20 protein-coding genes and 1 pseudogene are annotated in these 25,788 nt (G+C 57.1%); 5 read left to right on the top strand and 16 right to left on the bottom strand.

From position 1 onward, the window contains the following. Positions 1-108: 108 nt before the first annotated feature. Both mgtA and ACSZO1_RS13840 read right to left on the bottom strand, forming a co-directional pair. A complete protein-coding gene (gene mgtA / locus ACSZO1_RS13845) occupies positions 109-2,802 on the bottom strand; it encodes a magnesium-translocating P-type ATPase (protein WP_437613484.1) in 2,694 nt (897 codons plus the stop codon). 476 nt (positions 2,803-3,278) lie between these two features. Continuing rightward, positions 3,279-4,184, bottom strand: coding sequence for a LysR family transcriptional regulator (locus ACSZO1_RS13840; protein WP_437613482.1), 906 nt, complete (start codon positions 4,182-4,184; stop codon positions 3,279-3,281). 100 nt (positions 4,185-4,284) lie between these two features. Between ACSZO1_RS13840 and ACSZO1_RS13835 the strand changes: the two genes are divergently transcribed. Continuing rightward, positions 4,285-5,286, top strand: coding sequence for an aldo/keto reductase (locus ACSZO1_RS13835; protein WP_437613480.1), 1,002 nt, complete (start codon positions 4,285-4,287; stop codon positions 5,284-5,286). An 89-nt stretch (positions 5,287-5,375) separates the two neighbouring features. Here the strand turns inward: ACSZO1_RS13835 and ACSZO1_RS13830 are convergent, their stop codons facing one another. Next, complete coding sequence (locus ACSZO1_RS13830; protein WP_437613478.1) at positions 5,376-6,692, bottom strand: hypothetical protein; 1,317 nt, start codon at positions 6,690-6,692, stop codon at positions 5,376-5,378. A gap of 894 nt (positions 6,693-7,586) precedes the next feature. On the opposite strand from ACSZO1_RS13830, the gene acnB reads away from it, so the two are divergent. Next, positions 7,587-10,184, top strand: coding sequence for a bifunctional aconitate hydratase 2/2-methylisocitrate dehydratase (gene acnB, locus ACSZO1_RS13825; protein WP_437613476.1), 2,598 nt, complete (start codon positions 7,587-7,589; stop codon positions 10,182-10,184). 78 nt (positions 10,185-10,262) lie between these two features. Here the strand turns inward: acnB and ACSZO1_RS13820 are convergent, their stop codons facing one another. The 9 genes from ACSZO1_RS13820 to ACSZO1_RS13780 form a co-directional block, all read right to left on the bottom strand. Then, positions 10,263-11,570, bottom strand: coding sequence for an MmgE/PrpD family protein (locus ACSZO1_RS13820; RefSeq protein ID WP_437613474.1), 1,308 nt, complete (start codon positions 11,568-11,570; stop codon positions 10,263-10,265). Then, positions 11,567-12,490: a serine hydrolase domain-containing protein gene (locus ACSZO1_RS13815; RefSeq protein WP_437613472.1), complete on the bottom strand. Its 924-nt coding sequence runs from the start codon at positions 12,488-12,490 to the stop codon at positions 11,567-11,569. The genes ACSZO1_RS13820 and ACSZO1_RS13815 overlap by 4 nt, the downstream gene beginning before the upstream one ends. 12 nt (positions 12,491-12,502) lie before the next feature. Continuing rightward, the gene (locus tag ACSZO1_RS13810) at positions 12,503-13,261 is read right to left on the bottom strand and encodes an ABC transporter ATP-binding protein (protein WP_437613486.1); all 759 of its coding nucleotides are present in this window, start codon (positions 13,259-13,261) and stop codon (positions 12,503-12,505) included. Continuing rightward, a complete protein-coding gene (locus ACSZO1_RS13805; protein WP_437613470.1) occupies positions 13,261-14,127 on the bottom strand; it encodes an ABC transporter ATP-binding protein in 867 nt (288 codons plus the stop codon). Before ACSZO1_RS13805 ends, ACSZO1_RS13810 begins: the two co-directional genes overlap by 1 nt. Next, positions 14,120-15,055, bottom strand: a complete 936-nt coding sequence (locus ACSZO1_RS13800; protein WP_437613468.1) for an ABC transporter permease — start codon at positions 15,053-15,055, stop codon at positions 14,120-14,122. The genes ACSZO1_RS13805 and ACSZO1_RS13800 overlap by 8 nt, the downstream gene beginning before the upstream one ends. Next, complete coding sequence (locus ACSZO1_RS13795) at positions 15,052-16,125, bottom strand: ABC transporter permease (protein ID WP_437613466.1); 1,074 nt, start codon at positions 16,123-16,125, stop codon at positions 15,052-15,054. Before ACSZO1_RS13795 ends, ACSZO1_RS13800 begins: the two co-directional genes overlap by 4 nt. 12 nt (positions 16,126-16,137) lie before the next feature. Further along, a complete protein-coding gene (locus ACSZO1_RS13790) occupies positions 16,138-17,733 on the bottom strand; it encodes an ABC transporter substrate-binding protein (RefSeq protein WP_437613464.1) in 1,596 nt (531 codons plus the stop codon). A gap of 26 nt (positions 17,734-17,759) precedes the next feature. Continuing rightward, the gene (locus ACSZO1_RS13785; RefSeq protein ID WP_437613462.1) at positions 17,760-19,187 is read right to left on the bottom strand and encodes a M20 family metallopeptidase; all 1,428 of its coding nucleotides are present in this window, start codon (positions 19,185-19,187) and stop codon (positions 17,760-17,762) included. 220 nt (positions 19,188-19,407) lie between these two features. After that, positions 19,408-20,322: a LysR family transcriptional regulator gene (locus ACSZO1_RS13780; RefSeq protein ID WP_437613460.1), complete on the bottom strand. Its 915-nt coding sequence runs from the start codon at positions 20,320-20,322 to the stop codon at positions 19,408-19,410. A 287-nt stretch (positions 20,323-20,609) separates the two neighbouring features. On the opposite strand from ACSZO1_RS13780, the gene yacL reads away from it, so the two are divergent. The 3 genes from yacL to ACSZO1_RS13765 all read left to right on the top strand — a co-directional run bounded on the left by yacL (position 20,610) and on the right by ACSZO1_RS13765 (position 22,245). Continuing rightward, the gene (yacL, locus tag ACSZO1_RS13775; protein WP_437613458.1) at positions 20,610-20,972 is read left to right on the top strand and encodes a protein YacL; all 363 of its coding nucleotides are present in this window, start codon (positions 20,610-20,612) and stop codon (positions 20,970-20,972) included. Positions 20,973-21,157: 185 nt separating this feature from the next. Then, the gene (locus tag ACSZO1_RS13770) at positions 21,158-21,514 is read left to right on the top strand and encodes a hypothetical protein (protein ID WP_437613456.1); all 357 of its coding nucleotides are present in this window, start codon (positions 21,158-21,160) and stop codon (positions 21,512-21,514) included. 14 nt (positions 21,515-21,528) lie between these two features. Then, the gene (locus tag ACSZO1_RS13765; protein WP_437613454.1) at positions 21,529-22,245 is read left to right on the top strand and encodes a hypothetical protein; all 717 of its coding nucleotides are present in this window, start codon (positions 21,529-21,531) and stop codon (positions 22,243-22,245) included. On the opposite strand, the gene ACSZO1_RS13760 is transcribed toward ACSZO1_RS13765, so the two are convergent. From ACSZO1_RS13760 to ACSZO1_RS13745, 4 genes and pseudogenes are all read right to left on the bottom strand, one after another. Further along, positions 22,183-22,860 (bottom strand): SDR family NAD(P)-dependent oxidoreductase, encoded by a 678-nt coding sequence (locus tag ACSZO1_RS13760; protein ID WP_437613452.1) that lies wholly within the window; start codon positions 22,858-22,860, stop codon positions 22,183-22,185. The genes ACSZO1_RS13765 and ACSZO1_RS13760 overlap by 63 nt on opposite strands. Then, entirely contained in the window at positions 22,857-23,339 is a 483-nt protein-coding gene (locus ACSZO1_RS13755; RefSeq protein ID WP_437613450.1) for a YhcH/YjgK/YiaL family protein, read from the bottom strand. The genes ACSZO1_RS13760 and ACSZO1_RS13755 overlap by 4 nt, the downstream gene beginning before the upstream one ends. A gap of 48 nt (positions 23,340-23,387) precedes the next feature. Next, positions 23,388-24,569: a sialidase family protein gene (locus tag ACSZO1_RS13750; protein ID WP_437613448.1), complete on the bottom strand. Its 1,182-nt coding sequence runs from the start codon at positions 24,567-24,569 to the stop codon at positions 23,388-23,390. 1 nt (position 24,570) lies between these two features. After that, positions 24,571-25,719 (bottom strand): annotated as a pseudogene (locus tag ACSZO1_RS13745) (sodium:solute symporter family protein); the annotation flags it as partial. Between the last annotated feature and the right edge of the window lie 69 nt (positions 25,720-25,788).

Genomic DNA, 25,788 nt, shown 5'->3' with positions numbered 1-25,788 from the left:
AACGGGTTCTTATGCCTTAGTTGTAAGTGTCTACCATGTCCCCGAACAAGTGTTCACTGTGTCCCCGGACCGTACATTTCCCGGGGGAGGGACGGTACGTCAATCTTTTCAGAACCACTGTCCAAAACGGCGGATATAAAGCTGCTTCACCCCCTGGCTCAGCAGGCAGTAACCCAACAGTGTCGCCAGCAGCCACGGGAAATACGCCAGCGGCAGCGGCTGTAAACCAAATGCGCTATTCAGTGGTGAGAACGGCAGGCCAATACCGATAATCACCACCAGCAGCGTGGTCAGCATAATCGGCCAGCTGGCGCGCGTCTGAATAAACGGAATCTGCCGGGTACGCAGCATATGAACCACCAGCGTTTGTGACAGCAACCCCTCGATAAACCAGCCAGACTGGAACAGCGTCTGATGATCGACACTGTTGGCGCCAAAAACATGCCACATCAGCGCAAAGGTGGTGATATCAAAGATCGATGAGATCGGTCCCATGCACAGCATAAAGCGGCCAATATTTTTCGCGTCCCATTTGCGTGGCTTACGCACAAACGCCTTATCCATTTTGTCCCACGGCAGCGCCAGCTGGGAGATATCGTAAATCAGATTCTGTAACAGCAGCTGGATTGCCAGCATCGGCAAAAACGGAATAAAGGCACTGGCGACCAGAATCGAAAACACATTGCCGAAATTAGAGCTGGCGGTAATGTTGAGATATTTGATGATATTGCCAAAGGTCTGGCGCCCCGCCAGCACACCCTGCTCCAGTACCAGCAGGCTCTTTTCCAGCAGAATAATATCTGCTGACTCTTTGGCAATATCCGTGGCGTTGTCGACGGAAATACCGACGTCCGCTGCATGCAAGGCTTCGGCATCATTAATACCGTCACCGAGAAAACCGACGGTATGACCGTTAGCCTGCAACAGCGTCACCACGCGGGTTTTTTGCGACGGTGTCAGACGGGCAAAAATGGTATGCAGCCCGACGCGCGCTTGCAGCTGCTCGTCGCTCATCTGCTCGATCTCTTCACCCAGCAGCGGCACGCCAGCATCAATGGCCAGATCGCGGCAGATTTTCGCCGTGATCAGCGGGCTGTCGCCGGTCAGCACTTTCACCTGCACGCCATTATCGCGCAGGGCACAAATCGCTGCGGCGGCACTGGCTTTGACCGGATCGAGGAACGTCAGCATACCGCATAAGGTAAGATCACGTTCATCCTCCGGCAGCAGGCGCTGATGCCAGCCCTGTGAATCCAGCTTGCGGGTGGCGACCAGCAGCACGCGATAACCCTGCTGATTAAATGCCGCCGCGCGTTGCAGGATCTCGTCACGCCAGCCCTGATCCAGCGCGACAATCTGGCCGCTCTGCTCCAGATGTGTGCTGATCGCCAGCACCTCTTCCACTGCGCCTTTGCAGATCAGCTGATGCTGACCGCGATCATCACTCAGCGAGACGGAAAGACGGCGGCGGGTGAAATCAAACGGCAGTTCGTCAATTTTGCGCCAGTCACGTGGCAGACAACGGTCATCACGGGCAAATTCCAGCACCGCGCGATCCATCAGATTTTTCATGCCACTCTGGTGGACGCTGTTCAGCCAGGCCAGCTGCAATGCCTGACGGCAGGGACGGCCGAGAATATCGAGGTGCTGCGCCAGCGCAATATGGTCTTCAGTCAGGGTGCCGGTTTTATCGGTGCACAGCACATCCATCGCGCCAAAGTTCTGCATCGCATTAAGGCGTTTCACCACCACTTTGCGCCGTGCCATCGCCATCGCACCTTTCGCCAGGTTGGTGCTGACGATCATCGGCAGCATTTCCGGTGTCAGTCCGACAGCCACGGCCAGCGCGAACAGCGTGGCATCCAGCCAGTCGCCTTTGCTCAGACCGTTAATTACCAGCACCACCGGCACCATAATCGCCATAAAACGGATCAGCAGCCAGCTCACGCTGTTGACGCCGCGGTCAAATGACGTTGGCGCACGTTTGCCGACGATATTTTTCGCCAGCGAGCCAAACCAGCTCTGGCTGCCGGTGGCCACCACAATCGCCGTCGCATGGTCGCTGATCACAGAGGACCCCATCAGGCAAATATTGGCTAAGCCGGGCAGCGCATTTTCGCCGATATCGTGCAGGGCATGCTGCGCGTCATTCAGGCAACATTTTTCTACCGGCAGTGCTTCGCCGGTCAGCGCCGCCTGGCTGACCAGCAGGTCGCGCGTGTCGATCAGCCGCACATCGGCCGGAATGATATCGCCAGCGGACAACGAAATAATATCGCCAGGCACCAGATGTTGCTGATTAACGTCGATCCACTGTGCTGTGGCGCGATCGTCAGTGCGACGACGCGCCGTGACCCGGGTTTGCACCAGTGATTTCAGCGCATCGGCCGCTTTATTGGTACGGAATTCCTGCCAGAAACGCAGCAATCCGCTCAGGCTAATCATCACCAGCATAATGGTGACACCGGTGAGGTCCGTCTCTTCGCCCTTGCGTGCCGGCAGCCAGTAGTCGGTAAAGAAACTAATGGCGGCCAGGCCCATCAGGACAAAAATAAACGGATTATTAAACGCCAGCAGCAACTGGATCAGCGCGTGAGGCGCTTTCTCCTGCGCGACCTGATTAAGACCAAACTGTGCCAGCCGTTCCTCCGCCTGGCGGTGAGTCAGCCCTTCTGCGCTGCTGTTCAGGGTGGCGAAGGTGGTGTCGAGGCTTACCTGCGCCTCGTCGGCAATGCGCCAGTGTTCAGGCGGATTTGCGCGCTGGCGCGGTGTGTACTGCGCGATATCGATTAGCTGAGTCATCTCTTGTACTCCAAATTTTGCGCGCACCGAATCCTCTCAGGATGAGATCGGCGCGAAAAAGATGGCGTTGCAGAGGGGGAGGGAAAACTAGTTCACTGCTCCTGCGCAACGCGTATTACGTTGCGTTCGGGGGTGCTCGTCCATTTGTGGCTCCTTGCATGAGTAAAAAAGAAGTCACCCGCGCAAAAAGGGCGCAGGCCAGGTGCGCATCAGCGCTAGCGGGAGGTTAACCCGGAGGGAGCAGGGTATGGGTATGCATCAACATGATCGTCACTCGTCTGTTTATTCATCGGGTCAGCAGACGATGATCGCCATCACTGCTTGCCAGGGCGGCAAGCATCAGGCTTGCCTTAATGGATTCGGTAACTGTCCAAAAAGGTTTCTCCACGGAATTAAACGAGAAGCACTATACTGCCGACGTTTTATGCTGTAAACCGCGCTTCCTTAACCGATAATCAACGCCGGTTATTTAGTGGTTAACTGAATTGCTGATTGTACTGTTGCAGCCAGTTAATGAAGTGGCGCAATGGCGTGGCAAGGTATTTTCGCCCAGGGTAGTAAAGCCATAATCCGCCCAGTTCAATGCTGTAATCTTCCAGCAATGCCACCAGCCGGCCGTCCGCCAGTTCTGCTCTGACAGATTCCTGGTGCAAAAAGGCGATGCCTGCTCCGGCACAGGCGGCTCTGGCGATGGCGTGATCGTTATCGAGGATCAGGTCGCCCTGAGTGGCGATCTCCAGACGTTTACGCTGGCGGGCAAATTCCCATTTATACAGTTTGCCACTGGAAAAACGGCGCTGAATGCAGCTGAAATGACGTAATGCTTCTGGCTGCTCAGGCTGTCCGTGGCGCTCAATAAAGGCCGGGCTGGCAACGGCAATCAGTCGCAGTGGTGGGCCGAATGGGATCGCCACCATATCCTGAGCGATCTCATTGCCGTAACGCACCCCGGCGTCGAAACTTTCCGCCACAATGTCCACGAAGCCATCATTACTGGCAATTTCCAGTGTGATATCCGGATACGCCTGTTTAAACGGCAGCAGCAGGTCGTGAAAAAAGAACGTTTCCGCCGCCCGCGGCATATTAAGTCTCAGGGTGCCGCGTGGTTCTGCCCGCCAGCTGTTGAGATCGTCTACCGCATCGGTCAGATCGCTCAGCGCGGGCTGGATACGGGCGAGAAATGCGTGGCCTGCTTCAGTCAGCGCGACACTGCGCGTCGTGCGTTGTAACAAACGCAGACCAATGCGCTGTTCCAGCTGTGTCATCGCATGGCTAAGCGTTGACGGCGTGACATTGCGCTCTTCCGCCGCCTTGCGAAAACTCAGGTGACGGGCGATAGCCGCGAAGATTTCCAGTTCCTGCAGGGAAGCTCGATTGTTCATATTGATGATTTATATTCACTAATTCAGATTAAATACATCAATTGTTGAAAATAATCGGGAAAAGTATAACTACTCTGTGCTTACTTAACAGGAAAAGATGATGAAACGCAGAGTATTGGGTAGTGAAAACTTTGAAGTCTCGGCGCTGGGACTGGGCTGCATGGGAATGAGCTTCGCCTATGGCAAAGCTGATGAAAAACAGGCGATTAACACCCTGCATCGCGCGTTCGATCTCGGCATCGATTTCCTCGACACCGCTGAAATTTACGGTCCGTTCACCAACGAAATCCTGATCGGTAAGGCGTTAAAAGGACGTCGTGGCAACATTAAGATCGCCACCAAGTTTGGTTTCCAGATTGGTGAACAGGGGGAGGGGCTGGAACGGATTACCGGCATCAACAGCCAGCCTGAACATATCCGTCAGGTGGTGGAAGCATCGTTGCAGCGTCTGGATGTTGAGGTTATCGACCTGCTGTACCAGCACCGTATTGATCCGACGGTGCCGATTGAAGAGGTGGTTGGCGTGATAGCGGATCTGGTGCGCGAAGGTAAGGTCTTGCACCTGGGATTGTCTGAAGTCTCCGTCGCCACGCTGAACCGCGCTTGTGCTGTGCACCCGATTACCGCGGTGCAGAGTGAATATTCGCTGTGGAGCCGCGATCCTGAGCAGGGTATTCTTGCTGCCTGCCAGCAGCTGAATGTTGGTTTTGTCCCTTACAGCCCGCTGGGACGTGGTTTTTTGTCGGGAAAAATGCCTGATCTCGCTTCGCTGGAGGCCGGTGATTTCCGTCGTGGCCTGCCACGCTTTCAGCCACAGGCGCTGGAGCATAACCAGCAGCTGGTACAGCAGTTAAAGGATATGGCGGCGAAGTATCACTGCTCCGCGGCGCAGCTGGCGCTGGCATGGGTGTTAGCCAAAGGCGAGCACATTGTACCGATTCCGGGCGCGCGACAGATTGCACATCTGGAAGATAACTGCCGGGCAGTGGAGCTTGTTCTGGCAGCAGCAGATATCGCCGTGCTGGATACGCTGTTTATCCGCCAGAATGTGATGGGCGAACGCTATAACGCGCTGGAGATGTCACTGGTGGAACAGGCATAACCCGCATCCCTCAGCCAGGCAGTATACCGCCTGGCTGTGTCATAACGGACAGCGCGCGCTGACATTGCAGCGGGGTATGCGCCCCTGTGTTACGTCTGGTTGTCTGCCGGGGCGGCAATCAGCGCTTCAAAATGCTGGCCGGTATTGACGATATGCACGACCCTGGCATCAGGTGCCTGAGAGCCGAGGATTTCCTCAAATTCCATACCGGCGGCAAAGCTGTAGTTAATCACCCGTAATGGCGGCAAGTCCCCTTTCATCAGGTTACTGTTAATCATCTCCAGTAATGCCGCCGCAGCGCCCTGTGTGGTTTCCCCCTGATGGCCAAAAGCCATATAGCCGTCCGGGCCAAATCCGCTGGCATGTCCCTGCCAGCCCTGGCTGACAAGCCACTGGCGATAGTTATTAACCAGCTGGCACAGCACAGGGCTTTGTGTGTAGTCCTTTGTGGCATGCTGCAACAATGCGATTAACAGGCAGTTACGGTATGCGGTGCGGGTATCGCTATTATTTGCCACCCGTATCAGCCCTTTTGTGCGCAGGATCTGATCCTGTACCGCCAGGCTGACCGCCTGTGAGCGTGCATACTCTGCTTCATGCAGAGTGGAGGAGGGGGGGCTAAGCGCTTTTTTTGATACCCGGGTCGCAGACTGTACAGCAGAAGGCGAGCGGCTGGCGGGCGGCTGGATGATGTTGAACGGGTATTGATGTTCAACATCGGGGTAAAAACCCGTCAGGGTAACGAGTTCGTTATGGGTCAGCCGCGGTTCATGCTGCGCTAAACGGTCAAACCACTCCTTCCAGCCCTCGTCCTGACGCCGGGCAAATTTTTCGGGAAACGCTGAGTTCAGCGCCTCCATTACCTGCTGCGCGTTAGCGGAAAGCGGGGGGCGACGTAGCTGGTGTTTTCTTAATGATTTAATGCAGCAGGGCCGGATTTTAACGATATCCTCTGGCTCCAGCTGGTAATCCATATCACTCACCCGTATGGCCCATTTGAGCGAATCTTCGCCGGCAAGTGGCTGATAAGGATTCCAGTCAGGCGAGGACAGCCGCTGCTTAAGTCGTTCACCAGCCTCTGTCAGCGGTACTTTACGCAGCGCGCGCAGCAGTGCCGCCGTGTCGTATTGTACACCCGTCAGCAGCACCAGATCGGTGGTGTGCAGCCCGGGACACAGCTCCAGCAAACTGGCCGCAAAACTGTCTGGATGCCGCATTTTTTTACTGATAAAACGCGGATCGCTTTCTTCAATTTGCTGCTTAATCAATTCTCCGCGACTGCTGAGTGACGTCGTTGCCTGGTCAGGATGTTTACCTGACGGCGAAGGCGATGTACCCGCCTGTTTTATCAGATCTTCTGCCCGCGGCAGACGGGACTGATAAGGGGGCGGCGGACGTTTATTCACCGGTTCCTGTTGCTGCTGGAATACTTTACTTTGGCACAAACCGGGGAATGACTCGCTTGCTGTCTGCTTCTGGCACTCAGAACGGTGGGGCGTCGGTCCATTCGGCTGGCGGAGCCGCTTGCCTGACTTATTCGCAGCGATAATGGCTTGTATTGATTTCTCATAGGCAGAGAACGCTTTGGGATAAGGCTGGTTCGGCAAAATCGCCGCGGGTGGACGGCGCCACCTGAAGCTGGGGTCGGACTTGTCGGGGTATGGTAATCGGTTGGGAGTGGGCGGCTCAGGCTGTTTATTCTCCACGGGAATGGGGCTGGGATATTCCGGTGATGTCGTGAGCATCACCGGAATGTAACAGGTGCCCGGACTCACGGCGACTATCTGAGGGATGAATGTGAATGCCTGTATCGTGGGGAGTTGCGGCGGCTGCTGATTGTCTTGCGTATAGGCGATGATATTGCTGTTAATCGAAAGGTCATTCACGGTATGGCTCCCTGCCAGTAGATTGACGATGTTATGCACGCGGCGGCAGCAGGCGTGGCAAAAAAAGCGTAGACCATCGCATCGGGCATCGGCAGGAAACAGAATAAAAAGTGAAGGAATTATTGTGGGAATGTCAGACAGGTTATGGTGATATCCGGCAGGTTTTTTCACCACCCGGTGTCGCACAATGCCGCATCTCACCTGCTTTCTGCCTGTTTAAACGCTATTTTTCGCCGCTTATCCGATAATGTTGCTTTTTTGTAAACAGATTAACAAGCGAACGAAATCCTGCTATGCTGACCCTCGCTATCCCGGGCACCTTACTCTGTGCCATACCCGGACGAGGATGATTCATCACGTCGCCCTGACAATGGTGGCCGGAAAGCTAAATACAATGAGAGCGAGGAGAACGTCGTGCTAGAAGAATACCGTAAGCACGTTGCCGAGCGTGCTGCCGAAGGGATCGTTCCTAAACCGTTAGATGCTTCCCAAATGGCCGCGCTGGTTGAACTGCTAAAAAACCCACCAGCAGGTGAAGAAGAATTCCTTTCCGATCTGTTAATTAATCGTGTCCCACCAGGTGTTGATGAAGCTGCCTATGTGAAAGCAGGCTTCCTCGCGGCAATCGCCAAAGGCGAAGCGACCTCTCCTCTGGTTACTCCCGAAAAGGCCGTTGAACTGCTGGGCACCATGCAGGGCGGTTACAATATTCATCCGCTGATTGATGCTCTCGACGATGCCAAACTGGCGCCGATTGCCGCCAAAGCGCTGTCCCATACGCTGCTGATGTTTGACAACTTCTACGATGTGGAAGAGAAAGCTAAAGCGGGTAACACACATGCACAGCAGGTGATGCAGTCCTGGGCGGACGCCGAATGGTTCCTGTCGCGCCCATCGCTGGCAGAAAAAATCACCGTTACCGTCTTTAAAGTCACCGGCGAAACCAACACCGATGACCTGTCACCGGCACCTGATGCCTGGTCACGTCCTGATATCCCACTGCACGCGCTGGCGATGCTGAAAAACGCCCGTGAAGGTATTGAGCCGGATCAGCCTGGCGTGGTCGGCCCGATTAAGCAGATTGAAGCGCTGGCAGAAAAAGGCTTCCCGCTGGTTTACGTCGGTGACGTGGTCGGGACCGGTTCTTCACGTAAATCCGCCACCAACTCGGTGCTGTGGTTTATGGGCGACGATATCCCTTACGTGCCGAATAAAAAAGGCGGCGGCGTGGTGCTGGGCGGCAAAATTGCGCCAATCTTCTTCAACACCATGGAAGATGCCGGTGCACTGCCGATCGAAGTCGATGTCGATAATCTCAATACCGGCGACGTGATCGATATCTATCCGTTCAAAGGCGAAGTGCGTAACCATGACACCGATGAAGTGCTGGCGAACTTCGAACTGAAAACCGACGTGCTGATTGATGAAGTGCGCGCGGGTGGCCGTATTCCGTTGATTATCGGCCGTGGCCTGACCACCAAAGCGCGTGAAGCGCTGGGTCTGCCGCACAGTGATGTATTCCGTCAGGCGAAAGACGTGGCAGAGAGCAGCCGCGGTTATTCACTGGCGCAGAAAATGGTGGGGCGCGCCTGTGGCGTTGCGGGTGTGCGTCCGGACGCTTACTGCGAACCGAAAATGACCTCTGTGGGTTCACAGGACACCACGGGCCCAATGACCCGTGATGAACTGAAAGACCTCGCCTGCCTCGGTTTCTCCGCCGATCTGGTGATGCAGTCCTTCTGTCACACCGCCGCTTATCCGAAGCCGGTTGACGTGACCACCCACCACACCCTGCCTGACTTTATTATGAACCGTGGCGGCGTGTCGCTGCGTCCGGGCGATGGCGTGATCCACAGCTGGCTGAACCGTATGCTGCTGCCGGATACCGTGGGCACCGGCGGTGACTCCCATACCCGTTTCCCGATTGGCATCTCCTTCCCGGCCGGTTCCGGTCTGGTGGCGTTTGCTGCGGCGACAGGCGTGATGCCGCTGGATATGCCGGAATCGGTGCTGGTGCGCTTTAAAGGCGAAATGCAGCCGGGCATCACCCTGCGCGATCTGGTGCACGCGATCCCACTGTACGCCATCAAAGCGGGCCTGCTGACCGTCGAGAAGAAAGGTAAGAAAAACATCTTCTCTGGTCGTATCCTGGAAATTGAAGGTCTGCCAAAACTGAAAGTGGAGCAGGCGTTTGAGCTGACCGATGCGTCTGCTGAACGTTCCGCTGCGGGCTGTACCATCAAGCTGGATAAAGAGCCGATTATTGAGTATCTGAACTCCAATATCGTGCTGCTGAAGTGGATGATTGCCGAAGGTTACGGTGACCGTCGTACGCTGGAGCGTCGTATCCAGGGCATGGAGAAATGGCTGGAAGATCCTCAGCTGCTGGAAGGCGATGCTGACGCAGAGTACGCGGCAGTGATCGACATCGATCTGGCGGAGATCAAAGAGCCAATTCTGTGTGCGCCAAACGATCCGGATGATGCGCGTCTGCTGTCGGATGTGCAGGGCGAGAAAATCGATGAAGTGTTTATCGGTTCCTGTATGACCAACATCGGCCACTTCCGTGCTGCCGGTAAACTGCTGGATGCGCACAAAGGCCAGCTGCCAACCCGCCTGTGGGTTGCGCCACCAACCAAGATGGATGCGGCGCAGCTGACGGAAGAGGGTTACTACAGCGTGTTTGGTAAGAGCGGCGCGCGTATCGAGATCCCGGGTTGCTCACTCTGCATGGGTAACCAGGCGCGTGTGGCAGATGGCGCAACCGTGGTATCAACCTCGACCCGTAACTTCCCGAACCGTCTGGGGACTGGCGCGAATGTGTTCCTGGCATCAGCGGAACTGGCTGCGGTCGCTTCCCTGTTAGGCAAACTGCCTACGCCGGAAGAGTATCTGCAGTATATGGAGCAGGTGGATAAGACGGCGGTGGATACCTATCGCTATCTCAACTTTGACCAGTTGGGCCAGTACACCGACAAAGCGGATGGCGTGATTTTCCAGACTGCGGTGTAACTGCCTTATCTCCCTCCTCATCATGGTGGGGGATTCCACTCTCCCTCCCCCGCATCGCGGGGGAGGGGATCTCCGGTTTCACACCATCAGCTTACGCAAAAATCCCAGACTCTTCTCCTGCGACAAATTCCCCAGCCGTTGATAAATCTCCGCATAGCCACGCAAATTGCCGCAACAGTCGGCGAACTTCTGCTGGCGATCACTTTCACTGAACGGTTCAGCCAGCGAGCCTTTAGCGCTTAGCCTTTCCGCGCTAAGCATGCGGCCATCTTTCAGCGTAATCGTGACAATATGTGGCAGATTGCCCTGTTCGGCTTCCTCGGCGGCGCTCCAGCTGCTCATGCTAATCTGTGCCAGACGGCGGGCATCGGCCTGACGCGCGACCCGCTGCGGCGTAAAGTCCGCCACGCTGAGCATGCCTTTTTCCAGCATCACCGCCACGCAGTAATTCATCGAGAAACGCGCCTGCATCTCGTCTTCGGGCTGGGTGTACGCCAGATTACGCCAGTTAGCGATACCGACTTTGGTGTCGACGGACTCCACATCCTCAGCACTAAACGCATGCAGTGCCTGCAGGTCGGCAATTGCATCGAGAATGCGATGCGTGGAGCCACAGCAGGGGTGTTTTTTCGGCATCACGCCGACCGTTTCAATCACATGCTGTGTCTGATGTTGCCAGCGTTGCACCATCGCTGGCTGATAATCCGCACCGGCAAACAGCTGCAACAGTCCCATTTCCCCTTCGATAATATCCATGCGCCCGCTCATGCCCGAGGCTGCCAGCTCTGCGGCGTCAATGGCGTTACGTGCCGCCATGCCCGCATGGAACGGCTTTAACGGCGTTCCAAACTGGCCTTTCACACCACTGGCAAAGCTGACGGCAATCGACAGAGTGCGCGCGATCCCCGCCTGATCCAGCCCCTTCAGCCAGGCAATGCCAGCCGCTGTGCCGATGCAGCCAACCGTCGATGTGCCGTGCCAGCCAGCGGTATAGTGGCTGTTGCTTAACACTTCGCCAATAAACGCCTGCGCCTGCAGACCAATCAGATAGGCGTCCAGCAGCGCCGCGCCATCACGATTTTCCGCCAGCGCCACCGCCAGCAGCGCGGGCACCAGCACCGCCGAGGCGTGACTCATGCCGGGGCCGAAATTATCGTCATAGTCGATGGCATGCGCCGCGGTGCCATTCAGCAACGCGATAATCGCGGCAGGCTGGCTGTCATAGTGCGCCCACGCCTGCTGCACGGCCTGGGTAGAAAAATCATCACGCCCGGCATACAGGCAGGCCAGCGTATCGGTAATCGCCTGCTGTGCCAGCTGGTATGCCCGTTCACTGAAAGGCGGGTGGCTGAGACACCACGCAGCGATGCTTTCACTTACCGTCATTGAATTCCTCCTGCTGCGGCATCTTCCAGCAACAGCTGGAGCAATTTACCGATCTGAAAACGATTCACTTCCCGGCCTGACTGGTCGGTATCCACGCGATGCGCCACCACCATCTGTAGCGCAGGCATCACCAGGCAGAAATGGCCACCCGCGCCCTGGGCTGAGTAGCTGCCCGGCGGCAGCATGACTTCCGGCCAGGCGATGCCATCACGGCTGACCCACCACATATAGCCATAGGCACCACGATCCCCGGCATGTGAAATCGGCGCGGTGCTGGTGCGCACCCAGCTGGCGGGCAGTACCTGCTGTCCCTGCCACTCGCCCTGCTGTAAAAACAGCTGACCAAAGCGCGCCAGGTCGCGGGTGGAGAGGCGGAAGGGATACGCCGGATGCACTGAAAATGCTCCCGGCTCCATCCAGCCATCTTCCGTGGGGCGGAAATCCTCCATCCCCACGGGTTGCGCGATGCGCTGATCAAACGCCTGATGAATCGGCTTATCCACCAGTTGCCGCCAGGCACTGCCGAGCGCATTAAAATCCCAGTTGCTGTAACACCAGTTTTCCCCCGGCGCATGCAGATGGCGTGGTGGTTTGATGCGCCGCATCCACGCGGTTTCATAATTAGCCGGGTGAGAGATGCCGGAGCGGGCGGTCAGCAGGTCGTACAGTGTGGCCTGGCTCTCCACTTCCGACAGCCCTTCCCGATCATCGATGCCCAGCGTCTGTAAGGTCAGCGACAGGTCGAATTGCTGTTCGGCGACGGCCGTGCCGATCAGCGCACTGAGAAAACTTTTGCGCATCGAGTGACACTGAAAGCGATGTGTCATATCCCCCTGGTTGAAGATCACCTCGCCCTGATGCAGTACCAACAGGGCATCACTGGGGATGGTGTGCAGATAGCGGCTTAAACGCTCAAACATGCGAATGACTCCTTAACTCTCGCTGGCGGCGAGGAAATGACGGGTGTACTCCTCGCGCGCTTCACCACGCCGCAGCGCGTCAGCGCTCAGCTCTTCCAGCAGAATACCCTGATGCATAATCGCCACGCGCTGGCACAGATGGGTGACCACCGCCAGATCGTGGGTCACCATCAGATAGGTCAGCTTGCGCTGCTGGCGCATGGTGGCCAGTAGATTGAGGATCTCTGCCTGCACGGACACATCCAGCGCGGAGGTGGGTTCGTCGAGCAGCAGCACCGACGGCTCCATAATCAGGGCGCGTGCAATCGCCACCCGCTGACGCTGGCCGCCGGATAACTGATGCGGATAGCGGTAGCGGAACGAGTCGTTCAGTCCCACCGCATGCAGCACCTCGCTGATGCGCTGTTCATGGCGGTCGAGACCATGCAGCTGCAACGGTTCCCGCAGCGCATTCCACACCATTTTGCGGGGATGGAGTGAGGCATACGGGTCCTGAAACACCATCTGCACCTGGCGATAAAACGCTTTTTCGCGCTGCGGTTGCTGCTCTTTGTTATCGAACAGAATCGCGCCCTGATAATCGTCATTCAGGCCTGCCAGCGCGCGCAGAATGGTGGATTTGCCGCAACCGGATTCACCAATCAGGCCGTAGCTTTCGCCTGCCGCAAGGGTAAAACTGACATCGCGCACCACCTGACGTCGCTGACTGCCGTGACCAAAGGCGATATTGAGATTCACCGTTTCGACACTGCGCTGTTGTGTGGGGATCATCATAATGCGACTCCATTGCGCCAGCTGGGGCCGTTTAACCAGGCGGCGTCACGGGTGGGAACACTGAGCATCTCCACCGGCTGATGCAGCCGTGGCTGGCTGGCGAGCAGCGCCCGGGTATAGGGATGGCAGGCGTGCTGCAGCTCGCTGGCGGCAATCTCCTCGACGATGCGTCCGGCATACATCACCAGCACACGGTCGCAGAAACGTGACACCAGATTCAGGTCATGGGTGATAAACAGCAGCCCGGTATTGCGTCGCGCCAGCAGCTCATCAAGGATACTCAGCACCTGCTGGCGCACCGTGACGTCCAGCGCCGAGGTCGGCTCATCGGCGATAATCAGGTCCGGTTCCGGGATCAGCATCATGGCGATCATCACACGCTGCCCCATACCACCGGAAATCTCATGGGGATACAGCTGATACACTTTCTCCACGTCACGGATATGTACCGATTCCAGCATCGCCAGCGCCCGTTCGCGCGCCACACTTTTACTTGCCTGGGTATGCAGGCGATACGCTTCACTGATCTGATCGCCGATCCGCATCAGCGGATTGAGCGAGAATTTCGGGTCCTGCAGGATCATCGAAATGCGTCCGCCGCGAATCTGGCGCATCTGTTTTTCACTGGCGGCCAGCAGATCGATATCGCCAAACTGCATTTTATCGGCGGTCACCCGACCGATTTTGGGTGTCAGTTTCAGCAGCGCCCGGCAGGTTTGCGATTTACCGGAGCCGGACTCGCCGACAATTGCCAGCTTTTCGCGTCCGACGGTGAAGGAGACATCGCGCACTGCGTGGTGATCCTGGTGCGCACCTTTAAAGACAATGTTCAGGTTTTCCACCTGCAGCAGGCTGTTATTCATGGCGCAGATCCATAACGTCGCGCAGGCCGTCGCCGAGCAGGTTAAAGGCCAGACTGGTGAACAGAATCGCTAAACCGGGAATGGCGGCAATCCAGCCATTGTTCAGCATAAACTCGCGGCCGGACGCCAGCATCGCGCCCCATTCCGGGCTGGGTGCCTGCGCGCCCAGACCGAGAAAACCGAGACCGGCAGCGGTGAGGATAATCGCCGCCATATTCAGCGTGACGCGCACCACCACCGAGGGCAGGCACATCGGCATAATATGGCGCAGGATAATGTGGCAGGCGGATGCGCCCTGTAAGCGCACTGCGGCGATATAGTCCATCTTGCGGATCGACAGGGTTTCCGCCCGCGCCAGACGGGCAATCGGCGGCCATGACGACAGCGAAATGGCGATGATGGCATTCTCAATGCCCGGCCCCAGTGCGGCGACAAACGCCAGCGCCAGAATCAGGCTGGGGAAGGCGAGAAAAATATCCACCAGTCGCATCAGCACCGTATCCACCCAGCCACCGAGATAACCGGCTGCGGCACCAATGATCAGACCCAGCGGGGTGATAATCAGCGCGGTCAGCCCGGCGATATACAGCGTAATGCGAGCGCCGTGCAGCAGGCGGCTGTAGATATCACGCCCCAGTTCATCTGTCCCCAGCCAGTGCTGTGCACTCGGGTGTTGCAGGCGGTGATTCAGATCCTGTGCATAGATATCGTGGCTGCTCAGCCACGGCGCAAACAGCGCAGCGGCCAGTACCAGCAACAGCACCAGCAGACCAAACAGCGCCGAATGGTTGGCGCAAAAACGTCGCCACTGCAGCCACAGCTGTTGCATGCGCGCCTGAAATGGCGAGGCGGGCGCCGGGGCGCTTAGCCAGCTGCGCAGCGTGGTGCTCTGGCGCGGCGGCGCGGATTTGTTTACGGAGTCGGTCATTGATCCTCCTGACGCGTGCGCGGGTCGAACAGACGGTAGAGCAGGTCACACAGCAGATTCAGCACCACAAAGATGCCGCCGATCAGCAGGGTGCAACCGACGACCGCGTTCATATCACCCGCCAGCAGCGCATTGGTGAGATAGCGGCCAAAACCCGGCCAGGCAAAAACGGTTTCAGTCAGTACCGCGCCTTCCAGCAGCCACGCCCAGGAGAGCGCCACCACCGTCAGGGTCGGCACGGCGATATTGCGTAATGCATGGACCCAGACACAGCGCGCCCATGACAGCCCTTTGACGCGGGCGGTGATGATGTACTCCTGCGACAGCTGCTCAATCATAAAGCTGCGCACCATGCGGCTGATGTAGGCCAGCGAATTGAGGCCGAGAATCGATGCCGGCAAAATAATATGGCTGAAGACATTGGCGAACACCTGCCAGTTGCCCGCCAGCAGGCTGTCCACCAGCCAGAAACCGGTTTTCTGTTGCAGTTCGAACTCATAGATAAAATCGATGCGTCCCGGCCCGCCGATCCAGCCCAGTGAGGCGTAGAACAGCAGCAGCCCCATCAGCCCGAGCCAGAAGTGCGGCGTGGAGTAGCTGAGCAGGCCGATAAAACGCATCAGATGATCGAACCATGAATTGCGGTACATGGCGGACACCACCCCGGCCGGGATACCGAGGCCGACGCCGATAATCGCTGCCACCGTCGCCAGTTCCAGCGTAGCGGGAAACACACGGGCGATATCCTGCGCCACCGGATGGCTGGTGGTCAGCGCAATACCAAAATCGAGATGCGCCAGCTGCCAGATATAGTCGATAAACTGTTTCCACAGCGGCTGATCCAGCCCCAGCTGTCGGTACATCTGGTCGTAGGCTTCCTGCCCGGCGTTGTCGCCGATCACTGCGACTACCGGGTCGATCGGCAACAGACGGCCAATAAAGAAGGTCAGTGCCGCCAGCCCCAGCAGCGTACATAAGATGGAGACCGCGCCTTTCAGCGCCGCCCGCAGGCGGCGCCAGAGAGGAGAGGGCGCCAGTGTCAGTGGTTGTTGCGGATAAAGCTGCGACATGGGCGGCCTCCGTTATTTACTCGCGTTGTTGTACCAGACGCGGAAACCGTTCCAGCTCCACGATTTCACGGCCGGGCTGATGCCCGCGGTGTTGTACATCTGGAACATGATGGCCATTGGCCCTTTCTGCATCACTTCACGTTGCAGATCGGCATACATCGCAATACGTTTGGTATCATCCGGCTCCAGCAGCGCCGCTTCCACCTGCTTGTTCAGCTGCTCGTCGTAGTAAGCGGCACGCCAGCTTGGGTACTGGGTGGCGCGGGCTTCTTTGCTGTTGTCCGGGTTAAACACCAGGCGTGAGGCGTTACCGTAGGCATCCGGTACTGAGGTTTGCCACGCCATCATCGCGCTCTGGAATTCACGTCCGCGTGCGCGGCTGAACAGCTGAGCATTCGCCATCCGTTCGAGGGTGAGTTTGACGCCCACTTTGGCGGCGTTCTGCTGAATACTCTGAGCAATTGGCGCCGAGTGCGGCAGGGTGCCGAAAATCACCGATGAGGTGAAACCGTTCGGGTAACCGGCTTCGGTCAGCAATTGTTTGGCTTTGGCCAGATCCAGTTTGAACGGCTGGCCCTCTTTCTCGTCCAGCGCGCCGAACGCACCGAGCTGGGCGAAACTGGCGCGCGGTACGCCAAGGTATGGCATCACATTACGCGCCAGTCCGTCGTAATCGATCAGGTAGCGCATCGCCAGGCGCACTTTCTCATTTTTGAAAATGGGATCTTCATTGTTGAAGGTCCAGAAAAACAGCTGCGGTTTCAGCACCTTCTCGACTTTAACCTTGCCGCCTTCATCAAGGGTTTTCAGGTCATCGGCCGACAGGTCACGGGCAATATCGACGTCGCCCTGCGTCAGCAGCAGACGCTGGGTGCCGGTTTCCACGACATGACGAATCAGCACGCGCTGCAGTTTTGGCGGCGTGCCCCAGTAGTTCGGCGTGGCCTGCAATACGACACCTTCACCCGCGTTCCAGCGCACCAGCTGATACGGGCCGACGCAGGCGGTACGGGTGGAGAGATATTTATGACCAAAGTCGCCATCCACCGCTTCTTTCTCCACCAGCTTGCGGTTAATCAGTGATGACACGTTATTGGCGGCAATCGCCTGTAACACCAGGTTGGTCGGGTAGGCTTTATCGAACGTCAGCACCAGCGTATGGTCATCCGGCGCGGTCACGGTCTGGTCAACATTCTCTTTGGTGAAACCGTACTCTTTAATTGCCGCGGCGTTGCCATAGCCCAGTTTCACCACGCGCTGCAACGACCAGGCAAGATCGCCCGCTGTCGCCGGTGAGCCATCGGAAAATTTCAGATTCGGCTGCAGATGGAAGGTGATCTGCTTACGGTCGGCGGAGACATCCCAGCTTTTTGCCAGGCCGGGCACCACCTGTTTTTCATCTTTCTCGGCGAAATCCACCAGCGTATCGCAGGTGTTGGTATAGATTTCGTTGGTCACCACCTCACCAATCTGCGCCGGGTCCCAGGTGCTGATGGCGTCGATATTCCACGCCATCACCAGTGAATCCGGTGGAGTGGCTGCCTGGCTGGCCGCGCTAAACAGACCCGTTAACAGCAGGCTGGCGGCAATGGGTTTCAGTTTGTTCATTGTTATCGCTCCAGAGGATAAAGGGATCACAGATCGGCGGGGCGTGGCTGAATTGGTGGTTTCACCTCAGCCGGAATCGGGCATTTGTAGGGCGCTTCGCTGGTTTGCTCGAAGTGCGCTTTTTTCACCTGCGCCAGCAGCACTTTGTCGGTCAGCACATCAATCGCCGTGGCCGCCATTATTTTCGCCACATGTGCCAGCCCTTTGTGCGCCGCAGGCATCTTGCCCTGCGCAGTCAGCTGCCAGGAGTGGCCCGGGGTGCCAATCGCCATGGTTGGCACGTGCGCCTGCACGGTGGGGATCACCCAGCTGACATCGCCAACGTCGGTGGAACCCATCATCACTTCGCCGTGGGTATCGAGCGGGATAATAAAGTCACTCAGCGGCTGCGGATTCGCGCGTTTGATACCGGTTTTGCGCACATCGCTCGCCAGCTCTTCGGCGCTCAGCGTCGCCTGAATCTCGGCGGCAAAAGCGAGGTCGGCGGCGTCAAACTGTACGGTGCCCAGCTCGTCGAAGTTACGCTGCATTGCCTCTTCCAGCGGACGGTTGCCAAGCAGGTTGGAGACGGCACTCATAATGCTGATGTCGACTTTGGTGTCGGTCATCATCGCCGCGCCGTGGGCGACTTTTTTCACCCGTTCATTCAGTTCGAACATCGCATGCACATCACGTGAGCGGATGGCGTAGCGTACTGCAGCTTTCGCCTGCACCACGTTCGGCGCGATACCGCCAGAATCGAGCATCGCGTAGTGGATACGGGAATCCTGCGGTACGTGCTCACGCAGAAACTGCACGCCGACATTCATCAGTTCCGCGGCGTCCAGCGCACTGCGGCCGAGATGCGGGCAGGCGGCGGCATGTGAAGCGCGACCGGTAAAGAAGAAGTCCATGCGGGTATTGGCCAGTGACTGCGGTTTTGCCACTTCGTGGTGGGCGCTCGGGTGCCAGGTGATCGCGACATCAACACCGTCAAAAGCACCCGCACGCGCCATAAAGGATTTCGCCGCGCCGCCTTCTTCCGCCGGACATCCGTAATAACGCACCCGGCCTGGTGTTCCGGTCTCTGCCAGCCACGCTTTCAGCGCGGTGGCGGCCAGCATCGCGGCGGAACCTAGCAGGTTATGGCCGCAGCCATGGCCCTGGCCGTTACCCGGCAGCGGCGAAGGATAGGCCACACCGGCTTCCTGACTCAGACCTGGCAGCGCATCGTATTCACCAAGGAAGGCGATAATCGGGCCGCCTTCACCGGCTTCGCCCATCACGGCTGTCGGGATTTCGGCGACATTCTCTGTGACGCGGAAACCCTGCTGTTTCAGCATCGCAGTGTGCTCGGCAACGGAACGGTATTCGGTGTAGCAGATTTCCGGCATTCCCCACACGCGGTCGCTGAGATCGCAGAATTCTTTTTTGTGCTCATCGACCAGCTTGCAGACTAACGCTTTGTTTGGCATGGATGACTCCAGGATTGAGTGGATGATTCCGACCTCCCGGCTTTCCCTTATCCACAGGGCTGGCTGGGTGGGGCGCTGGATTCAGCATGCGTGACGGTAGCGGCGAAATACCAATGAGCATTTCGCCTGCCCCATTCCAAAACGGAATAGTTTGGCGCAAAAATTGTGCCCCTTTTGGGGGCACGTGGCGGGAGAGGGGAGTAATGATGATTCAGGGGGATCAGGCGGCTGACATTTCCCGGGTGTCTTCAACGCGTCGCCAGAAGCGTTCGGCCTGCGGATTGCGCAGATGTGGCTGGCGATACAGCCGGATATCCAGCGGCACATCCCAGCGCTTGTCGCCTGCACGGACCAGCTCACCCTGGTTTAACTCGTCACGCACCAGACTGTGCGGCAGCCAGGCGACGCCGCTGCCCGACAGCACCATTGCTTTCAGGTTAATCGACATACTGTTTTCGTATATTGGCGTCAGCGGCAACGCCTGTACGCTCGCTATCTTCGCCAGCGCGTGGGCAAAGAAGGAGTGCTGGCCGTAGCTCAGATACGGCACCGGGTCGCGGTCAATGCCAATCGGATACAGTGGCTTACCGTCGCTGGTGGGACGACAGACGGCGATAGCGCTTTCTGTCCCCAGTCGCAGCATCGGGTAGGTGCTGAGCTGCTGGATCAACGCTACGGAGTCGTGAGCGTAAGTCAGCAGAAAATCGGTTTCTTCGCTGTGCAGCAGTGAGATGTGTTCGACAAAGGTCGGTTTCTGGTCACAGAGGCGGATATAGCCCAGCTGTTGCTGCTGGTTGATCTGCTTGATCCAGTCAGGAAAAAAGGTCAGCGACAGGGTATTCAGCATCGCGAAGCGCAGTATTGCGGTGCGGCGGTGATAGCGTTGATGCATATCATTGCGCAGGTGCGACATGGCGAATACCGTTTCACTGGCAGTGGCAAGAAACGCCTGCCCTTCGGGGGTGAGCGTGACCGGATAGGTTTTGCGATCAAACAGCGGTACGCCGAGCCACTCTTCCAGCTGGCGGATGCGCCGGCTTAGCGCCGACTGCGTGATATGCCGTTCATCCGCCGCGCGGGTGAAGCTGTAGCAACGTGAGACACTGAGAAAATCTTCAAACCATTTCAGTTCCATAGCAAACGCCTCTGTCTGGACGAAAAGGAAGGTGTGTTCAGCTGATCGGACAATCAGCACGCAAGAAACGCGCCACAGTGTTATACCCGTCATACTTCAGGCAGCAGATGCGTTGGCTGCGCCCGCCTGCTGCCTGAATTATTTAGGGTATAAATGGCCCTGAAATCGCTGTTTTTCGTCTTGCAGACTGCGATAATGCGCACCAGATCAGATTATTCGCGCGCTAAGCGCACAATATGCACTGTCGCAGTGCATAACAGGCCAGTCAGCTGGCAGGGGAAAGCAGCATGGAATACGAATTTTTGCGTGACGTCACCGGCGTGGTGAAGGTGCGTATGTCGATGGATCACGAAGCCGTCGGCCACTGGTTCAATGAAGAGGTGAAAGAGAACCTGGCGCTGCTGGATGAAGTGGAAGCGGCTGCGCAGGCGCTGAAGGGCAGTGAACGTCAGTGGCAGCGGGTCGGACACGAATATACGCTGTGGATGGATGATGAAGAGATCATTATCCGCGCCAATCAGCTCAGCTTTGATGACGACGGGCTGGAAGAGGGGATGAGCTACTACGACGAAGAGAGTCTGTCATTCTGCGGCGTGGAAGATTTCTTTGCGGTGGTGAAGGCGTATCGGTTGTTTTTGCAGGGGAAGTAAAGTCAGCCGACAGTGCCTTACATTGCTGACGGGCAGAAACGAGAAAAGCCACCCTGAGAGGTGGCTTTTCCGGTACTAACTCGTACGCACGGGTCCGAAGAAATCCGTGCCTTGATGAGCCGACTATACCAGGGGGATGATGGCACCGTCAATCTTACCTCGTGTTCATGTCCAGGGAGGACATCATGCTGCTGAAAGATTTTATCTCGGCTCAACGGCTGCAGATTTACACGGACGTCCTCAAACTGAAACCTGGTGAGGAACTCGGCGGATATAACTGGAATAAGACGCTTTCTGGTGCGATGCAGCCGCTGATGCACTGTCTTGAGGTTACGCTGCGAAACGCCTTCGACTACCATATCCGCAACAACCCGCCGCCAGGTGCGAATGCGCTCTGGCGTACTGATGCCAACTGGATTTTTGATCTGCCACGTTATATGGGTGACAAGGCCTGGATCAGGCAGGGGAAACGCTACCGCGTGGATGGCCGGGGGAATATTCAGTATCGCAATGGTGCCCCGCTCTATGACAGAACGGCCTAGAGTGCATTCGTAAGGTGTCAAAACGTATCCGCGACACGGGTAAAGAGCTGACAGCGGAGCGATTGATCTCCGGGCTGGATTTTGGCTTCTGGACCAATTTTCTGACAAAAGAGTACGAGGAACCCCGCAACAATTCGTTGCTCTGGCCTCATCTCACATCAGTATTGTTTCCAGGTGCATCGACAGGGACTCGTCGTCATGTGATTGAGAAGAAATTTAACCGTATCAGAGAACTGCGTAACCGCTTATCTCATCATGAGGCTATCTGGAAATTTCAGGAACAAGATGCGTCAGGCAGACCTGACTATCGCCGACCCGTTTACGGACTGAATGCTTCATTGCATCTGCTCCGGCGTGCCTGGAATGACATCCTGGACGCTTTATTCTGGCTGAGTCCCGAGCGCCATTCTGCTTTTCTGGCTGAAGGTCACCACGCTCGTTTTGAAGTCCTGGCGACGCATGATGGCCTGTACTGTTTTACCGGGCGCAACCAGCTGAGCCATCAGTTAAATCTCGACCAGAGTGGCAAACTGCGCGAATTATTATCAGCACTACGGCAACATAAAATCGTTAAGCTGACGGAACAAAACCACATTCTGGCGATTATCGGCGCGGATTTTATTCGCTGGAAGTTTCTCCCCCGCAGCACGGGGGAGTATGTGCATCGGTCACAGCGATGCACCACCACATATCACCAGCTCCTGGCCGGTAATTGCGCCGGCCAGCGGTGACAGCAGATAATTCACCAGTTCCGCCACTTCCTGTGGCTGAATAAAGCGGCCAATCGGCGGCAGCTTCGGTGGTGAACTCTCCCGTCCTGGCTGTTTCAGCATCGGCGTTTCCGTCGCGCCAGGGGCAACAATATTGACGGTTATCCCTTTGGTTGCCAGTTCCGCGGCCCAGCTGCGCACCATGCCTCTCATCGCCGATTTGGTGGCGACATACTGGCTGCGTCCCGCCGCGCCGGTTGAGGTGCGGCTGCCGATCAGCACAATGCGTCCGCCCGCTGGCAGGCGTGGGGCAAAGTGATTTGCCAGCACTTCCGACACGCGGATATGCAACTGCCACAGCTGTTCACTGATGGCCTCATCCAGTTCACCCAGCGGCGCTGCTTTCATCATCCCCGCGGCATGGATCACCGCATCCACGGCAGGCAGATCGGACAATGCCTGCTTTAATGCGGCGGTATCAAACAAGTCGACAGACAGTGAACGAAACGCCGGATTGTCGCGTGTTACCACGCTGCGGCTCAGGCCGGTAACCGCCCAGCCTTCCTGCAACAGTTTCTCCGTGATAGCCGCGCCAATGCCGGAACTGGCGCCAGTGACCAGCGCATGTCGTGTCATGCCTGTCCCTCCGTTTCCAGCATCGCCAGCGGGATTTTAAATACCGCTTTGCGCACTGCCGCCGGTTCGCCCACTGCACACAACGCCTGGTGCGCTTCACCCGGATAAAAGGTGACAAAATCCCCGGCGCGCAGATGCACGGCCTGCGTCAGCTGCGGCTGTTCGACGATAAACAGATCCGGTTTCCGCTCTTCAGCAGCCTGACCGCGCGCGTCCTGGCAGGAGAAGTGAATAATCTCTTCCCCGGACAACACCACCTGAATATCGAGATACTGACGGTGATATTCCGTGTGACGCGTCTCACGTGCAGCGGTGTGCGCCGGACCAATATGGCAGAACCAGCCTGCGCCTTCCGGCTGAATTTTCCCATCATCATGCGCCTGCAGCGCCGCCAGACTGAATTCTGGGCGTGACAGCAGTGAGAACAGTACCGGCGGCAACGTCGCCAGTTTTAGCGCCGATAAATGACCTGTGATCATAGTGACCTCCTGTAGCGGCTGCCCGCAGAGCAGGCAACCGTGATGAGCTTATTTCAGCAGCCACGCTTCGCTGACGCGCACATATTTAATCGCCTGACGGAAATAGGTATAGGCAATATGCAGTTCGCCATCTGCGCCTTCTTTCACTGACGGGTAGGAGAACTCGCGGTTCAGCTTCTGCTGGGAGTTGTTCGTCATGCAGTAGCCGTCGCCTTCGTCCAGATTGCGCTGATACGGCCAGCTTTTGCCGCCATCGGTGGAGATTGCCAGCGTCATCGGTGCACGCGGTGCGCCCCAGAAAGCGGTACGACCGGTCTGCACCTGCGGTTCAACGGCTACCGCGACATCATCCTCATCATCTTCAATTTCGTCATACAGTGAGGTGCGGCGCTCGGTGGCACCCGCTGCGCTCATCTTGTTAAACACCAATGCCAGATGACCGTTTTTCAGGGTGGTGACCTGAATCGATGAGTTGTTGTTCGGCAGTTCGGTTGGCTGCGGAGCCGACCAGCTGTTGCCGCCATCGGTAGAACGGCTCTGGTAAATCGCATCCGCCCAGCGACTGCGGTACAGCGCCAGCAGACTGCCGTCCTGCAGCAGGGTGATATTCATATGCACGCAGCCGGTGCTGTCCGGCACCGCGACATCACGCCAGCTCTTGCCCTTGTCGCTGGAGATTTTCACCGCGCTGTCATCGTTATTCCCCACCCATTTTTCACCAGGCTGGGTGCGGCAGTAGAACACCGGCAGCAGCCAGTCGCCGTTGTTCAGTACCACCACCGGCTGGCGAATAAAGGTGCCGGGTTGATCGAGCAGGGTGTTTATCGGCCCCCAGCTGCGACCAAGATCGCTGGACTGGCGATAGCGCACAATCGCGGTGTCCTGGTTACCGGATTTCTGCGCGGTATACAGCAGCCACAGCACATTATCCGGGTCGAGGAACAGTACCGGGTTCTGTTCAGAACGGGTTGGATCGTCCGACAGTTTTTCCGCTTCTGACCAGCGGTTACTGCCTTTATCCAGTCGCGAGCAGTAAATCGAGATATCGGCAATCCCTTCCTGCGTCCCGGCAAACCACACGCACAACAGGTCGCCATTCGGCAGTGGCAGCAGGTTTGCTGCGTGGTTTTGCGGACACGCTGAAGGCAGCATGGCGGTCAGTTGCTGAGCGTCCTGTTCGGCCTGGCCGAGTACGCCAGTGCGTTCGACGGTGACGGTTTCCTGAGTCATATTAGGCTCCACTTTTTTGCACATGATGTTTGGTTTTCTTGCTGTCGGCGCGTGACGGGATCAGGCGGTCAATCAGCATAATCACCGCTGGGGTAATCAGCGCGATATACATATTGTTGATGCCGAACGGGTCGCCCATCAGATACCAGACCGAGGTCACTACGCAGGCACCAATCAGGCCAGCATTGGCACCGCGTGCGCTCTTAAAGAACGGCAGATAGAAGGCGATCACCGCCACTACGGAGATGGACAGGCGGATAGCACGGGTGAAGAACGACAGTTTCAGCACTTCCGGCACGAACAGGACAAAGATCAGTGGCGCGAAACCGATCGCCAGCGACAGCCAGCGCGTCATTTTAAATTCGCGCTCCGGCGTTGGGTTGCGGTACGGCACATAGAAATCTTTGACGATCAGTGAGGCAATCGCCAGCGCGACGGTACTGACGCTGACAAAGAACGATGCCACCAGTGAGGTGGTGACAATGCCCGCCAGCCATGGGTTCATATCCTGCAGGAACACCGGCAGGGCATACAGGCTGTTGATCTCGGGATGCAGATATTTCGCGGCGACGCCGATCACCGCAATCGCCAGCGCAATGGGCAGACAGAACAGGAAGGCAATCCAGGTCGCGCGTTTCGCGGAAGCGGCGTCTTTCGTGGAAGAGATCGCCTGAATCACAAACTGGGTACAGAAGATGGAACCAATGGTGCCGATCAGCCAGGTAAAGATGGTGCTGGCACCGATGTTGCCGTCCCAGGTCCAGTAGAAGTCCGGCATCTCCTGAATCATCGGGCTGATGCCGCCAGTCATATGCAGCGCCACGCCGAGGATCACCAGAATACCGAAGTATTTAATCGCACTGTGCAGCAGCGTTACCCACGCCATGCCTTTCATACCGCCAAAGGCGAAATAGAAAGTACTGACAATCGCGGTGATAAAGGCGGCGACAGGCAGATTCACTTTTAACACGGTAGAGATGGCTGCCGCGCCGCTGACGTAGTTACCCACGTTCACCAGCAGCAGGGCGTAGATCATGATCAGCGAGATAATGTTTTTGGTGGAGGTGCCGTACTTCTCGGCTATCGCACCGGAGATGGTAATTTTGCCGGTGTTATAGATGCGTTTTACCAGCAACAGACCAAAGGAAGGTGCGATTTAATCGTCAATTATGAGAACATAACCCTTTCTTTGACATAGACTTTTCACGATGCCCGCTCT

This window comes from Erwinia sp. V71 (genome assembly GCF_965644245.1).
GTDB lineage: Bacteria > Pseudomonadota > Gammaproteobacteria > Enterobacterales > Enterobacteriaceae > Erwinia.
The sequence above is the reverse complement of the archived record's forward strand: the minus strand, read 5'-3'. Positions and strand labels throughout refer to the sequence as shown.

What these genes read in the sequence shown, in the direction of transcription:
- ACSZO1_RS13780 (WP_437613460.1), bottom strand. Translation starts at nt 20,322, where the DNA reads ATGGAACTGAAATGGTTTGAAGATTTTCTCAGTGTCTCACGTTGCTAC.
- ACSZO1_RS13800 (WP_437613468.1), bottom strand. Translation starts at nt 15,055, where the DNA reads ATGACCGACTCCGTAAACAAATCCGCGCCGCCGCGCCAGAGCACCACG.
- ACSZO1_RS13835 (WP_437613480.1), top strand. Translation starts at nt 4,285, where the DNA reads ATGAAACGCAGAGTATTGGGTAGTGAAAACTTTGAAGTCTCGGCGCTG.
- ACSZO1_RS13760 (WP_437613452.1), bottom strand. Translation starts at nt 22,860, where the DNA reads ATGACACGACATGCGCTGGTCACTGGCGCCAGTTCCGGCATTGGCGCG.
- ACSZO1_RS13790 (WP_437613464.1), bottom strand. Translation starts at nt 17,733, where the DNA reads ATGAACAAACTGAAACCCATTGCCGCCAGCCTGCTGTTAACGGGTCTG.
- mgtA (WP_437613484.1), bottom strand. Translation starts at nt 2,802, where the DNA reads ATGACTCAGCTAATCGATATCGCGCAGTACACACCGCGCCAGCGCGCA.
- yacL (WP_437613458.1), top strand. Translation starts at nt 20,610, where the DNA reads ATGGAATACGAATTTTTGCGTGACGTCACCGGCGTGGTGAAGGTGCGT.
- ACSZO1_RS13750 (WP_437613448.1), bottom strand. Translation starts at nt 24,569, where the DNA reads ATGACTCAGGAAACCGTCACCGTCGAACGCACTGGCGTACTCGGCCAG.
- ACSZO1_RS13815 (WP_437613472.1), bottom strand. Translation starts at nt 12,490, where the DNA reads ATGTTTGAGCGTTTAAGCCGCTATCTGCACACCATCCCCAGTGATGCC.
- ACSZO1_RS13840 (WP_437613482.1), bottom strand. Translation starts at nt 4,184, where the DNA reads ATGAACAATCGAGCTTCCCTGCAGGAACTGGAAATCTTCGCGGCTATC.
- ACSZO1_RS13810 (WP_437613486.1), bottom strand. Translation starts at nt 13,261, where the DNA reads ATGATCCCCACACAACAGCGCAGTGTCGAAACGGTGAATCTCAATATC.
- ACSZO1_RS13785 (WP_437613462.1), bottom strand. Translation starts at nt 19,187, where the DNA reads ATGCCAAACAAAGCGTTAGTCTGCAAGCTGGTCGATGAGCACAAAAAA.
- ACSZO1_RS13770 (WP_437613456.1), top strand. Translation starts at nt 21,158, where the DNA reads ATGCTGCTGAAAGATTTTATCTCGGCTCAACGGCTGCAGATTTACACG.
- ACSZO1_RS13820 (WP_437613474.1), bottom strand. Translation starts at nt 11,570, where the DNA reads ATGACGGTAAGTGAAAGCATCGCTGCGTGGTGTCTCAGCCACCCGCCT.
- ACSZO1_RS13805 (WP_437613470.1), bottom strand. Translation starts at nt 14,127, where the DNA reads ATGAATAACAGCCTGCTGCAGGTGGAAAACCTGAACATTGTCTTTAAA.
- ACSZO1_RS13795 (WP_437613466.1), bottom strand. Translation starts at nt 16,125, where the DNA reads ATGTCGCAGCTTTATCCGCAACAACCACTGACACTGGCGCCCTCTCCT.
- ACSZO1_RS13755 (WP_437613450.1), bottom strand. Translation starts at nt 23,339, where the DNA reads ATGATCACAGGTCATTTATCGGCGCTAAAACTGGCGACGTTGCCGCCG.